General features: G+C 48.1%; 12 protein-coding genes. 10 read left to right on the top strand and 2 right to left on the bottom strand.

Annotated features, from left to right (window positions below; translation table 11 throughout):
• Positions 1 to 92: 92 nt before the first annotated feature.
• Entirely contained in the window at positions 93 to 446 is a 354-nt protein-coding gene (locus TH63_RS18790; protein WP_048922310.1) for a YraN family protein, read from the bottom strand.
• Positions 447 to 595: 149 nt separating this feature from the next.
• Here TH63_RS18790 and lipB point away from each other — a divergent pair, with 149 nt between their 5' ends.
• From lipB to porN, 10 genes are all read left to right on the top strand, one after another.
• Complete coding sequence (gene lipB / locus TH63_RS18795) at positions 596 to 1,318, top strand: lipoyl(octanoyl) transferase LipB (RefSeq protein WP_048922311.1); 723 nt, start codon at positions 596 to 598, stop codon at positions 1,316 to 1,318.
• A complete protein-coding gene (locus tag TH63_RS18800) occupies positions 1,315 to 1,719 on the top strand; it encodes a hypothetical protein (RefSeq protein WP_048922312.1) in 405 nt (134 codons plus the stop codon). The genes lipB and TH63_RS18800 overlap by 4 nt, the downstream gene beginning before the upstream one ends.
• 67 nt (positions 1,720 to 1,786) lie before the next feature.
• Positions 1,787 to 2,821 (top strand): glycosyltransferase family 4 protein, encoded by a 1,035-nt coding sequence (locus TH63_RS18805; protein ID WP_048922313.1) that lies wholly within the window; start codon positions 1,787 to 1,789, stop codon positions 2,819 to 2,821.
• 3 nt (positions 2,822 to 2,824) lie between these two features.
• Positions 2,825 to 3,955, top strand: a complete 1,131-nt coding sequence (locus TH63_RS18810; RefSeq protein ID WP_048922314.1) for a DUF4271 domain-containing protein — start codon at positions 2,825 to 2,827, stop codon at positions 3,953 to 3,955.
• Positions 3,956 to 4,017: 62 nt separating this feature from the next.
• The gene (locus TH63_RS18815) at positions 4,018 to 4,809 is read left to right on the top strand and encodes a uroporphyrinogen-III synthase (protein WP_048922315.1); all 792 of its coding nucleotides are present in this window, start codon (positions 4,018 to 4,020) and stop codon (positions 4,807 to 4,809) included.
• Positions 4,810 to 4,951: 142 nt separating this feature from the next.
• Positions 4,952 to 5,920, top strand: coding sequence for a PorP/SprF family type IX secretion system membrane protein (locus TH63_RS18820; protein ID WP_231583508.1), 969 nt, complete (start codon positions 4,952 to 4,954; stop codon positions 5,918 to 5,920).
• 201 nt (positions 5,921 to 6,121) lie between these two features.
• On the top strand, positions 6,122 to 7,144 hold the full coding sequence (gene porK / locus TH63_RS18825) for a T9SS ring complex lipoprotein PorK/GldK (RefSeq protein WP_048922317.1): 1,023 nt from the start codon (positions 6,122 to 6,124) through the stop codon (positions 7,142 to 7,144).
• Between the two features lie 76 nt (positions 7,145 to 7,220).
• Positions 7,221 to 8,018, top strand: a complete 798-nt coding sequence (gene porL, locus TH63_RS18830; protein WP_048922318.1) for a type IX secretion system motor protein PorL/GldL — start codon at positions 7,221 to 7,223, stop codon at positions 8,016 to 8,018.
• Between the two features lie 60 nt (positions 8,019 to 8,078).
• The gene (gene porM, locus TH63_RS18835; RefSeq protein WP_048922319.1) at positions 8,079 to 9,671 is read left to right on the top strand and encodes a type IX secretion system motor protein PorM/GldM; all 1,593 of its coding nucleotides are present in this window, start codon (positions 8,079 to 8,081) and stop codon (positions 9,669 to 9,671) included.
• 21 nt (positions 9,672 to 9,692) lie between these two features.
• Positions 9,693 to 10,724: a type IX secretion system ring subunit PorN/GldN gene (porN, locus tag TH63_RS18840; RefSeq protein WP_053093848.1), complete on the top strand. Its 1,032-nt coding sequence runs from the start codon at positions 9,693 to 9,695 to the stop codon at positions 10,722 to 10,724.
• Between the two features lie 234 nt (positions 10,725 to 10,958).
• Here the strand turns inward: porN and uvrC are convergent, their stop codons facing one another.
• Complete coding sequence (gene uvrC / locus TH63_RS18845) at positions 10,959 to 12,764, bottom strand: excinuclease ABC subunit UvrC (RefSeq protein WP_048922320.1); 1,806 nt, start codon at positions 12,762 to 12,764, stop codon at positions 10,959 to 10,961.
• Between the last annotated feature and the right edge of the window lie 7 nt (positions 12,765 to 12,771).

Consider the following 12,771-nt stretch of genomic DNA (forward strand, 5'->3'; position numbering starts at 1 on the left):
GGCAAAGGCCGTTCGGGAAAATCCGTTTTGGGCCTGTTTTTAAGAAAACAGGCCCAAAACGGATTTTTTATTTCGGGTCTGCCCGTGCTTTTTTAATGGAAGGCGTCTTCAATGTGCAGGATCTCGGGTTGGTCGGCCCGCCAAAGAATGGAGACCACGTCAAACCGGATTTCATGTGGCCATTGGTGTAGCTCCAGGTAGTGGTTGGCCGCCAGCTGCAGGAGTTCTTCCTTTCTAGCGGAGACCGCCTCCTCGGGAAACCCGAAATTATAGGAGCTCCGGGTTTTCACCTCTACCAGCACCAGCACTTTGTCCTTGACTACAATCAGGTCCACCTCGGCTCGCTTGTGCCTGAAATTGCGTTCCAGCACGGCATACCCCTGGTTCAGGAAATAAGCCTCGGCGGCCTTTTCGCCTAGTTGGCCCAGTTGAGTATTGTGTGTCATTTTTGGTGGGTCTAGGTTTAATGAGTAATTTGCACAGTTTTCCTGTTGCAAAGCATTCTATACGTGTAAAATAGGCTTCTGTAGGCAGGTAAAGGGGTTTGCTGGCAACAGCCCTCTTTCAAAATTGTAAAACATCGGGCTGAACAAGCATGAGTGAGAATAAAAACATTGTTTTTGAGAACCTGGGCCTGGTAGATTACCAGCAGGCCTGGGACTATCAGGAGCAGCTTTTGAAAAAGGTGACGGAGGTGAAAACCCTTAACCGGTCCTTGCCGGAAGGGGAGCGCCAGCCTACGCCTAATTACCTGCTCTTGTGCCAGCACCCGCATGTATACACCTTGGGCAAAAGCGGCCATGAGGAACACTTGCTGCTAGACCAGCAGGGCCTGGCCGAGAAGGAAGCCACCTTCTATAAAATTAACCGGGGCGGTGATATCACGTATCATGGACCCGGGCAACTGGTGGCCTACCCTATTCTGGACCTGGAGAACTTCTTCACCGATATCCATAAATACCTGCGCTTGCTGGAGGAGGCCGTGATTCAGACATTGGCGGACTACGGCCTACAAGCGGGCAGGATTTCCGGTTTAACCGGCGTGTGGCTTGATTTTGAGGAGCAGCGCAACCCCAGAAAGATCTGCGCCATGGGCGTGAAATGCAGCAGATGGATCACCATGCACGGGTTGGCGTTGAACGTGAACACAGACCTGGCTTATTTTGGGAACATTGTGCCCTGCGGTATTTCTGATAAGGCCGTTACGTCCCTGGAAAAGGAACTGGGGAGGGCAGTGCCCCTGGCCGATGTGGAGGAAAAGCTCCTCAAACATTTTGAACAATTATTTGAGGCACGGTTGTTGGAGCATCAGTTATGAAAAAAGACATTGATTTCCTGCAAGTAGAAGGCGTTTCTGTGGCCATTGCCCGCGAGGAGAATGAGTTGGCACAGGTGGAGTGGAACGTGTATTTTATCAATAACAATAACTTTCCGCTGGAGAACGTGCTTATTGCCTCAAAAGGCTACGGCGAACACGAGGGTGAGGAAGTAAAGACCTCAGTGCTGCGGCACGTATTCCCGGAGGTAGCGGCCAAGGCAGCTATTCAGGTGGAGCCCATTGACCCGGCGCTGTTCCATCTCACCAATGAGTACTGGGTGAGCTATTACATTGGCCAGAATATTTACGATAAACGCTTTCTGTTTGTGCCGGGAAGCATTGTTGAAGAAAATCTTATTCATATTTCTATATTAGAGAGAGAAGGCATTCTGCATTCTTAGGCGTATCCTTGATAGGGTACTATAAGAAGCGTTATTCTTCCATGCTTTTAAACCGTTAAACCCCGGCATGAAATTTTTTACTTATCTGCTTTCCTTTAGCTGGTCGTTTTTCATTGCGCTCTTTGCTATACCCTCTATAGTATATGTGGCCCACTTGAAGAACATTCTGGACCAGCCTAACAAACGGACAGTGCACGTATCGCTTACCCCCCGGTTGGGTGGGTTAGGGGTGTTTGCCGGGTTCATGTCGGCGCTCACCATTTTCGGGGACCTGACCAATGGCGTGCAGCAGGTATTGGCCGGTTGCATTATCCTGTTCTTTGGCGGCTTGAAAGATGACCTGGTGTCCATTTCGGCCTTCAAAAAGTTCTTTATGCAGGTGCTTTCCACTGGGGTGGTCATGTTCATAGCCGATATCAGGATCACCAGTTTCCAGGGGATTTTCGGGATTCATGAACTGCCCATAGGCCTGAGTTACGGGTTTACCTTTTTTACCATTGTAGGTATTACCAATGCCATTAACCTGATAGATGGCTTAGACGGGTTGGCTGGGACCATTGTCACCATTATTGTGGCCACCTTTGGGTTCTTTTTCTGGTACGCCCACCTGGAGGACTACGCCAACTATGCCGGCGTGGCGGTGTGTTTGATTGGTGGTTTGCTAGGGTTCCTGCGCTACAACTTTTACAAGGCCCGAATTTTTATGGGTGATACGGGCTCACTGCTTTGTGGCTTTGTGGTCTCCATTATGGCTATCCAGTTTATTGAGATGCGGTTTGTGCCTTCTTCGCCTTCGGTGGCGCTAGGGGTTCTGTTTGTGCCGCTGTTTGACACCCTTAGGGTTTCCTTTATCAGGATTATGAAGGGCATGTCTCCGTTCTCACCAGATAAGAACCATATTCACCACCGTATTCTGGCCATGGGTTTCAGTCAGGTAAGCACTGTGCTTATTCTGGCGCTGCTTAATGTACTGGTGATTCTGTTTGTGTTCAACTTCGCCCATTGGGGCAACCTTAACCTGTTGCTCTGCCTGCTGGGCTTCTCGGTGGTATTGAGCGCTGTGTTGGGTCAGTATGCTACTAAGCCAACTACCACTGGCTAACACATGAGAACCTGGGCCCTTATAGTTTGCTTCTGGCTGATAGGCGGGACCGCCTTTGCGCAGCCAGCAGGGCCGCTTAAGCCTTTGCTCACCTCAGACTGGCTGGTTTTCAAGGCCCAGAGCAACCAGTTGGTGCCTTATCTGCCCGAATTCCATGAAGAGCATAAGGCCCTTTACCAGTGGATTACCGTTGATCAATTCACAAACCCCAAGATAGCCTTTGCCGCCCGCGCGCAGCTTTGCATCTTTATTGACAACAGCCTGGTGTTTGTGGCAGATTCCACCGCCAGGTATACCTTGGACCTGTCTGCGTATCTGAAACCGGGTAAGAAATACCTGCTTTCCATCTGGCACCCAGACCAACAACCCAATTATCCGTCCTTTAAGGTGCCACAGCAGGAGATTGCCGCTTTAAACTCCAAGCAGAACGTCATTTTTCAGCCCAAGCCAAAACAGCCAGATGCGCATAGGAGTGCACTGGTGTTTTTTATGGTGATCATTGGCTTGGTGTATGGGGGCTTGCGTACCACGTTCCACTCAGACTTCTCCAGTATTTTCAAGTGGAGCAGCTTCTCTAAGATCTCTACCCTAGAAGAAGGCCTATTGGTGAAACCCATTGGCAACTGGTCCAGTATCTTGTTTGTGCTGGCTTTTGCCTTGTCTTTCTCCTTATTGATTGTGGCTATCCATACTGACCTAGAGGACCTGACCTTGCTTAACCAATTGTTTACCGCTACGCAGGCAGATATTGTCTCCAAGATCCTGCTCTATGCGCTAATGGTCTTTCTATTTGTGGTGTTGAAGTACCTCTTCCTGCGCTTGATGGGCTTTGTGTTTGGGGTAGAGGAAATGGTCTTGACGCAGTACCGTGAGTTTCTGCGCACCCTGCTGGGCATGGGTATTTTCGTTCCTTTTATTCTGCTTCTTTACCTGGGGCTGAGTACCACTGCGCCTGGGGTAGTCTATTGGGTTGCAAACGTGGCAGTTACCGTGTTGCTGGTCTTCACGGTTTTAAGGGTTTTCTATACGGTTAGTAAAAAATATTCCCTTAAAAATCTACATTTATTTTCATACCTTTGCGCCACAGAAGTGATTCCCTTGATGATTCTGCTCAAATTAATTGTATTTGTGTAATCATCTTTTAACCAGGAATCAACAAGGCTAAGGTTACAAGTTGTTAAACTACCATCAAAACAATGGCTGACGGTAAAGCAGAGTTGGGTGCGGATAGACATTCAAAGAAAATTACTAGTATTCTTGTCACGCAGCCAAAGCCGGCAAATGATAACTCTCCCTACTTGGGCATTGCTGAAAAGTACGGCATCAAAGTAGATTTCAGAGCATTTATTGAGATAGAGCCTGTTCCTTACAAAGAATTCAGGAAGGACAAGGTGAATATCCTGGACCATACTGCCGTTATTTTCACCAGCCGCAATGCGGTAGACCATTTCTTTAGGATTTGTGCCGAGGGGAAAATTGAGGTGCCCGCTGAGATGAAGTACTTCTGTATCTCTGACCAGACTGCCTATTATCTCCAGAAATACATTGTGTTGCGCAAGCGTAAGCTCTTCATTGGTGGTAAAACGGCGTCAGACCTGTTTGAAGTATTGAAGAAGCATAAAAACGAGAAATTTCTTTACCCCTGCTCCAACATCAGGAAAGAAGACATTCCAGAATTTATGCGGGCAAACGGCTTCGACTTCACCGAAGCGACCATGTATAAGACCGTGGCTTCAGATCTATCTGATCTGGCCGAGGTGAAATATGACTGTATCGCCTTTTTTAGCCCTTCCGGTATCAGTTCTCTGTTTGTGAACTTCCCAGATTTCAAGCAGAACAATACCCGAATTGCGGCGTTTGGCCCTACTACCGCCCAAGCGGTACGTGATGCCGGCCTGGAACTGGATATTGAGGCGCCTATGCCCAATGCTCCTTCCATGACGGGTGCCATTGAGGTTTATATCCAACAACATTCTAAGAAAAAGTAAATCACCTGTTACTTTTCTTTTATTTGTGCGTAGCATGGCTAAGGCTGGTCAATTGAAATTAACTTTTGGTAGTTAATGGGCAATTTGCTAGCTTATTGCCAATTGGCCCTTACTTTTTAAAAGAGTAGTCCTAATGCCATCAATGATGCACAAATCACGTTACCTTCTCTTTCTGATCGGGCTTTTGTTGCCTGTGTTGGTGCAGGCGCAGCAGTTGCCTCAGTTTAGCCATTATGCCTTCAACGGGCAGTTTATAAGCCCGGGGTACTCGGGTATAAAGGGCCAGGTGGAGATGAACGTGCTGTACCGGTACCAGTGGCTGGGGTATGACGGAACATTTGATGCCGGTGGTGCCCCAAAGACCGGACTCTTCACAATTTCAGCCCCAATTTCAGCGTTAAAGAGTGGCGTAGGATTGGTGGTAATGAAAGATGAGATTGGGGCGGTAGATGTTTTTCAAGCGCAGCTGTCTTACGCCTATCACCTTTCCTTAGGAGAAGGGAAACTGGGGATAGGGATTCAGGGAGGTATGACCAATATGAGCAAAGGACGGTACCGGCCAAATGTGGAGTCAGATCCACGGGTGCCGTTCAACAGTTCAGACCGGAAATATGACCTGGGGGCTGGTCTATGGTACCAGCAGGAACGATGGTACGTGGGCGCAGGGGTGACCAATTTGCTGGGAGCCACTTATGAGTTTGAAAACGCCACCCGCGATTCTCAATATGGAACGGTAACCGCTGAAAAACACCTCATGGCTACGGCAGGGTATGAATTGGAACTTTCTAGTGCTCTTGACGTTACACCTACAATATTGTTGAAGCAAGACCTGAGCGCTGGGGTGTCTTCTTTGGAAGCCGGAGGAAGAGTGACTTTTAACGACAAATTCTGGGGAGGGGCAGGATACAGATTTGGAGAAGCGGTGACTGGAATGTTGGGAGTTTACTTGTTGAAAGACAATGCATTGAACTTTGGATATGCTTTTGACTATACCGCCGTAGGGTCAGATGCCAAGAGTGCTACTTCGCATGAAGTAATGCTCGGTTATAGGTTGCCTAAACCTAAAAATAATACAAAACCTCCTGTTAAGACTCCCCGATACAATTTTTAAGTACTTACTTTTAAGTAGTAGGCATACTGCTTGTGGTAAGGGAATTATTGATTAAATAAAATATTATTTTCTTTGCATCGTTAGCATATTGTTCTTCAAGAAAAAACACTAGTTTTGTTTTTCAAAGTTGCGATATATATTTGCTGTCTTATAAATTACTAAATACTAAGCGGAAGCGCTGCCTTTATCAAGTCCAAGAATATGATTAAGTTTTTACAGTTTTCTGCCATTGCTTTGAGCGTAATGCTAATGGCAGGTTGTGGTATGGGGAGAGACTCTCAAGGGGATGTGGTTGGGGCTATGGACCGTCCGGAGTTCAATCCGCAGGAAATCCCTTATGGCATGATTGCCTGCCCTGGTGGAACTTTCCATATGGGACAGACCGATCAAGACATTGCTGCTAGTATGTCTAACATGAACAAGCAGGTGACCATTGGTGGGTTCTACATGGACGAGACCGAAATCACCAACAATGAGTACCGTCAGTTCATGGATGCCATCCGTCAAGACTCCCTGGATATTCTGGGTGAAGAGTTTGTGATGACCCAGCTGTACCCAGACACTACTGTGTGGGTAAAGGACTTTACATACCATATGGGTGATCCATTGATGGAGTACTACTACTCGCACCCAGCCTTTGATGACTACCCAGTGGTAGGCGTTGACTGGTTTGCGGCCAAGTACTTCAACAGCTGGAGAACTAAAAACAAAAACAACTACAACGTAGAAAGCGGCATGGCGCCAATGCCTAGCTTCCGTCTGCCTTCTGAGGCCGAATGGGAGTACGCGGCCCGCGGTGGTCGTGACCTGGCTACCTATCCTTGGGGTGGTCCTTACCTGCGTAACGCTAAAGGCTGTATGCTGGCTAACTTCAAGCCAGGCCGTGGTGACTACTATAGTGACGGTTTTACATATACCGCTCCTGTAGGACAATATTATCCTAATGATTTCGGTTTATATGATATGGCTGGTAACGTATCAGAGTGGTGTGAAGATGCTTACTCAGAGGCTACTGTTCCAATTGTATGGGATTTGAACCCTACCTACTATGATGACAATGAGCCTCGCAAGATAGTGCGCGGTGGTTCTTGGAAAGACATTGCGCATTTCCTGGAGACAGGAGTTCGTAATTTTGAATACCAGGATTCTGCCCGTTCTTATATAGGGTTCCGTAGCGCCATGATTTACATTGGCCGTTCATCTGACTTTGATTTGGGAAGATAGGCATCTGCCGTTTCCCGCAAGGCTTACCAAGAAAATTTCAAAAAATCCAAATCGTACAATCTAAATCCATTAAAAAATGAGCAAAGTAAGAGGCAGCTTCTTCTACGATAAAGTAATGCCAAAAATTTATGGTATTGGTGCTGCAGTAGTAATTGTTGGGGCGTTGTTTAAAATTCTCCACTTACCAGGAGCTAACGAAATGTTGATCGTGGGCCTGGGTACAGAAGCGGTTATCTTCTTCCTAAGTGCATTTCAACCAAATCCTCCGCATGAGCCAGAGTGGGAGCGTGTGTACCCACAGTTACGTGATGACTATGATGGTCCTCTGCCAACTGTGCCTACTGCTACTTCTGGCGCTTCTATCACTGGGGATTTAGACAAAATGCTTCGTGATGCCAATGTAACCCCTGCTACTATCAGTTCACTGGGTCAAGGCTTGAACCGCCTGAGCGATACCGCTTCCCAAATGGCCGATATGACTGATGCAACCGTGGCTACCAAAGAGTACGCGGCCCGCGTTAGAACAGCCACTGGTTCATTAGACAGAATCAATGAGGCGTATGGCACTACATTAGAGGCCGTTTCTCAGATGGCTAGCGCCACTGTAGATACCCAAGCCTACCATGCACAGGTGCAGCAGGTAACCAAAAACCTGGGTGCTTTGAACGCCGTGTATGAAATGGAGCTTCAGGATGCCAACAACCACCTGAAAACCATCAACAAATTCTATGGCAGCATCTCTGGCGCCATGGAGAACCTGACTGCGGCCAGCCGTGAGACAGAGCAGTTCAAAGACGAGGTAACTAACCTTACCAAGAACCTGCATTCGCTCAACAACGTGTATGGCAACATGTTAAATGCCATGAGAGGGTAATCTCTGCCAATCCTCTTTTAATAATAAGTTTAACTAAAAAGGTAAACACAACAGGATACTATGGCTGGAGGAAAAGAGACGCCACGGCAAAAGATGATCGGGATGATGTATCTCGTACTGACTGCGCTGTTGGCATTGAACGTAAGCTCTGCAATACTTTTAAAATTCCAATTTATTGACGCCAGCTTAATGGGGGTTAACCAGAAAACAATTTCTGATAACCAAGGCTCAGTAAAGGGAATACAGGCAGCAGTGGCAGATGGCGCAAGCACTGCCAAAGATAAGCTGGTAGTAGAGCAAGCCCAGGAAGTAAGAAACACCACCGCTGAATTGGTAAGCTACATCAGATCGCTGAGAGCAGAACTGGAGAAGCAAACTGGCGGAAAGGATACAGAAACAGGAAACTACAAGAATCCTGAGGCAAATGAGATTGTAAACGAGGTAATGCTGGGTGGTTTGAAAAAAGGCAAAGGCTATGAGCTGGAAGCTAAATTAAACCAATATGCTGCTTATCTGCGCAAATACAATGACAAAGTGCCAGAGAAACTGGCTATGGGTGGAAAAGAAGATCCACGGGTAGCTACTAACAAAGACCAACGCAAAAAGAACTTCGCGCAGCTGAACTTTGAAGAGACTCCAATGGTAGCTGCTTTGGCAACCTTAGCTCAAAAAGAATCTGAAGTGTTGAAGTATGAAGCGGAGACGTTATCACAACTTGCCCAAAAGGTAGGGGCTGATATCATCAAGTTTGAGAACATCTTTGCCATGGCCAGCGCTGAGTCTAAGACCGTAGCGGCTGGTACCAAGTACAAAGCAGAAATGTTCCTGGCAGCTTCCTCTGATGCGGTATCACCTACTATGTCTGTAGACGGCAGATCAATTCCGGTAAAAGGCGGCAAAGGACAGATTGAGTTCACTGCCACTGCCGGTAACTATGACGCTGAAGGCAACGCCAAAAAGCAATGGAAAGGCCAGGTGCGTTTCCGTCAGGCAAGCGGTCGTGATACTACCTTTACAGTAGTTCAGGATTATGTGGTAGCAAAACCAGTGATGCAAATCCAGTCTGCTTCTATCAACTCTCTGTACTTTAACTGCGGAAACGAACTGAGTGTTCAGGTACCAGCCCTTGGCGCGGTATATGATCCTTCTTTCTCTGCTTCGGGTGCGTCTGTTATTAAAGGTGCTAAAAAAGGCTTCCTGACTATCATCCCTACTTCACGTCAGGTGAGACTGAATGTGAGCAGCGGCGGAAACGCCATCGGGTCACAGGATTTCACCGTGAAACTGGTACCAAGACCACAGGTAGTAGCCTATGCGAATGGCCGTCCGGTTGATGTTGTGAAAGGTATGGCTGCCCCAGGACCACGTGTGCTGGAGGTAAGAGCCGTAGCTGATGAAAGCTTCAAGAACCAATTGCCAAAAGATGCCCGTTACAGAGTAACCCAATACACAGTTTATCTGGTGCGCGGTAGCCGCCCAGTAGGACAGGTACAAGGCAACGGGCCAACCGTTAGCCTTGGTAACCTGGCAGCCCAGGCTCGTGCAGGTGACAGGATTGCTGTTGACATTAAAGAAATCAGAAGATTGAACTATCGTGATCAGCAGGAAGTTGTTCCTTCTGATAACTCAAGTATCAACATTCAGCTTAACTAGTAAGATATTATTCTTAGTATCATGAAGAAATTAATTGTGTTGGGTTTGGCTGGTCTGCTTAGCATGCCGGTAGTTAGTGTGGCGCAAAAGCGTACCACTACTAAAAAAACTACCACTTCTTCTACGCAAAGCGCAGCGGCCAAAGCGGCAGCTGATAAAAAGCGTCAGGAAGAGTTGGAGCGTCAGCAGGCAGAACAAAAGCAAGCAGAGCAAAACCAGGCAAGAATGGACAGCTCTATGGCAGCACCTGCCTCAGCCAGACCAATTCCTGCTTCAGATGTGTTGTTCAAGAAAACAGTTTGGCGTGCGGTTGACCTTCGGGAAAAGCAGAACCTGCCAATGTTCTCCAACGGCAAGCAAATTACTAAGCTGATTGTTGACGCTGTGAAGCGTGGCGAATTGCAGGCTTACCGGTCAGATACCTTGAATACTCCTGTGAGTGGGTCTGAAATGATGACTAACATGAGCCCCAGCACTTCTGGTGGTGGCTTAACGGAAGCAGAGAAAGCGGCTGGTTTTGATCAACCGGCAGCTGCCGAAGACGATGGTTGGGGAACCCCAGCCCCTAAGAAGAAAGCAGCCGCTACACCTAAGAAAGGCACCACTACCGCTGCTCCTACAGTAGCTACCACTGGTTTTGAGCTTTTACCTAATGAGCTTTACAAGTTAGAGATCAAGGAAGATGTTATCTTTGATAAAAAGCGTTCCCGCTTATATCATGACATCCAAGCCATTACGCTAGTGATGCCGGCCAAGTATAACAACCTTGGTTTTGAAAAACCAATTGCCTCTTTCAAGTATTCTGACCTGGTACGGGTTTTCAAAGCGCATCCAGACGAAGCGCTGTGGTTTAACGCCCAGAATGATGCCCAGCATAAAAACCTGGCAGATGCCTTTGACCTATGGTTGTTCAGCTCTTACATCACCAAAGTATCTAACGTAAATGATGCTCGTCTGGAAGAGGTGTACGGTACGGGTAAAAAAGGTCTTCTGGCTGCTCAGCAAGCCATGGAAGAGATCATTGAATTTGAATACAGCTTGTGGAGCTACTAGTTAGTTTCAGGATGAAATAGAAAAAGGAGGCTCGAAACGGCCTCCTTTTTTTGTGCCCCTATTTAATGAGACGCCCTGCCCTTGAAGATTGCCGAAGCGTTTTAAAGCCGTTTTTCTGAAAACGACCCTAAAGTATGGTCTAAAAGGGAAAGGAAATAATCAACTAGGATAATAGCCAGCCATCGTTCCTGTTTTGAGCCTGTTTTCCTGAAAACAGGCTCAAAACAGGAAAGGCTACGATTTGGGTTGTGCGAAATAGTCTACCAGCAGGCGGGCCTTGCTCTTCCCAACTTCGGCTTCCAGTTCTTGCTGTGACAGTTCTGCTATCTTCTTGACAGATTTGAATTTGGTCAGTAGCTTCTCGGCGGTAGCCGGGCCCAGACCCTTAATCTTGGTGAGCTCGGTTTGTAGCGTACCCGCATCACGCAGGGACCGGTGGAAGGTGATCCCGAAACGGTGGGCTTCGTTGCGCAGGCGCTGGATGAGCTTTAAGGTCTCAGACTTCTTATCAATGTACAGCGGAAGGGTGTCACCGGGGTAGAAGATCTCCTCCAGGCGTTTGGCAATACTTACAATGGCTACCTGCCCGTAGATACCCAGATCTTTCAAAGCCTTCACAGCCATGCCCAGCTGTCCTTTTCCCCCGTCAATAATGATCAACTGCGGTAAGGAAGTACCTTCGTCAATGAGCCTGCGGTAACGCCGGGTGACCACCTCATACATGGAGGCAAAGTCATCGGGTCCAACCACGGTCTTGATGTGGAAATGGCGGTAATCTTTTTTGGAGGGCCGTGCGTTCCGGAAGCAGACCATAGAGGCCACCGGGTTATCGCCCTGGAAGTTGGAGTTGTCAAAGCACTCAATGTGCTTGGGGAGTTCCGTAAGGCGAAGGTCCCGCTTCATGGTTTCCATGATGCGCACCTCGTTGCTATCCTTGGATTTGTCTTGCATGCTTTCCTTCTCCTTGCGCAGGTACAGCGCATTCTTGAGGGAAAGGTTCAGGAGCTTGCGCTTATCGCCTATCTGGGGTACCGCCACGGTCACGCCGTCCAGGGGGAGCACCAGGTCATCAATGTTCACCAGTATCTCCTTAGCGGCGCTGTCAAACCCCTGCCGGAGTTGCATGATCATGGAGGCCAGTATGTCCTGGTCGGTCTCTTCCAACTTCTTCTGCAGTTCCAGGGACTGGGTGCCAATAATGGAGCCGTTGATGACCTTAAGGTAGTTCATGAACGCGCACTTTTCATTGGACGTGATAGTGAAGACGTCAATGTTCGTGAGCGTGTGGCTTACCACGGTGGACTTCGCCTGGAAATCATCCAGCAGGTCCAGCTTCTGCTTGTACTGGTGGGCCAACTCATACTGGAAATCGGCGGCCGCCGCAGACATGGCTTCCTTAAAGTAGTTTTTGGCAACCGTCATGTTGCCAGACAAGATGTTCCTGATCTGCAGAATGTGCTGGTTGTATTCCTCTTCGCTATAGAGTGCCTCACAGGGACCTTTGCAGTTACCTATGTGGTATTCCAGGCAGACCTTGAACTTACCGGCCTCAATATTAGCAGGGCTTAGGTTATAGCTGCAGGTACGCAAGGGGTATAAGGTCCTGATTAGCTCCAGCACCACGTACATGCTGGTCACGCTGGGGTAGGGCCCGAAGTACCGGGACCCGTCATTGATCTTGTTACGGGTGCTTAAAACCCGGGGAAACCGCTCATTGGTGATGCAGAGGTACGGGTACGACTTGCCGTCCTTGAGCAGGATGTTGTATTTGGGCTGATGCTGCTTGATGAGGTTGTTCTCCAGCAAGAAGGCATCGGCCTCGCTGTCTACAATGGTAAACTCTACCCGCTTGATTTGCGAGATGAGCTTGAGGGTTTTCTTGTTGTGCTGGGTAGACCGGTTAAAATAGCTGCTTACCCGCTTTCTTATGTCAATGGCCTTGCCCACATAGATAATGCCGCGGTCATCATAGAATTTATAGATACCGGGCCGGTGGGGCAAATGCAACAACTGTTCCTTCAAGGCCTCATCTACTGCCATACAAGCA

The organism is Rufibacter radiotolerans (assembly GCF_001078055.1).
Classification (GTDB): domain Bacteria; phylum Bacteroidota; class Bacteroidia; order Cytophagales; family Hymenobacteraceae; genus Nibribacter; species Nibribacter radiotolerans.

What these genes read in the sequence shown, in the direction of transcription:
- TH63_RS18790 (WP_048922310.1), bottom strand. Translation starts at nt 446, where the DNA reads ATGACACACAATACTCAACTGGGCCAACTAGGCGAAAAGGCCGCCGAG.
- lipB (WP_048922311.1), top strand. Translation starts at nt 596, where the DNA reads ATGAGTGAGAATAAAAACATTGTTTTTGAGAACCTGGGCCTGGTAGAT.
- TH63_RS18800 (WP_048922312.1), top strand. Translation starts at nt 1,315, where the DNA reads ATGAAAAAAGACATTGATTTCCTGCAAGTAGAAGGCGTTTCTGTGGCC.
- TH63_RS18805 (WP_048922313.1), top strand. Translation starts at nt 1,787, where the DNA reads ATGAAATTTTTTACTTATCTGCTTTCCTTTAGCTGGTCGTTTTTCATT.
- TH63_RS18810 (WP_048922314.1), top strand. Translation starts at nt 2,825, where the DNA reads ATGAGAACCTGGGCCCTTATAGTTTGCTTCTGGCTGATAGGCGGGACC.
- TH63_RS18815 (WP_048922315.1), top strand. Translation starts at nt 4,018, where the DNA reads ATGGCTGACGGTAAAGCAGAGTTGGGTGCGGATAGACATTCAAAGAAA.
- TH63_RS18820 (WP_231583508.1), top strand. Translation starts at nt 4,952, where the DNA reads ATGATGCACAAATCACGTTACCTTCTCTTTCTGATCGGGCTTTTGTTG.
- porK (WP_048922317.1), top strand. Translation starts at nt 6,122, where the DNA reads ATGATTAAGTTTTTACAGTTTTCTGCCATTGCTTTGAGCGTAATGCTA.
- porL (WP_048922318.1), top strand. Translation starts at nt 7,221, where the DNA reads ATGAGCAAAGTAAGAGGCAGCTTCTTCTACGATAAAGTAATGCCAAAA.
- porM (WP_048922319.1), top strand. Translation starts at nt 8,079, where the DNA reads ATGGCTGGAGGAAAAGAGACGCCACGGCAAAAGATGATCGGGATGATG.
- porN (WP_053093848.1), top strand. Translation starts at nt 9,693, where the DNA reads ATGAAGAAATTAATTGTGTTGGGTTTGGCTGGTCTGCTTAGCATGCCG.
- uvrC (WP_048922320.1), bottom strand. Translation starts at nt 12,764, where the DNA reads ATGGCAGTAGATGAGGCCTTGAAGGAACAGTTGTTGCATTTGCCCCAC.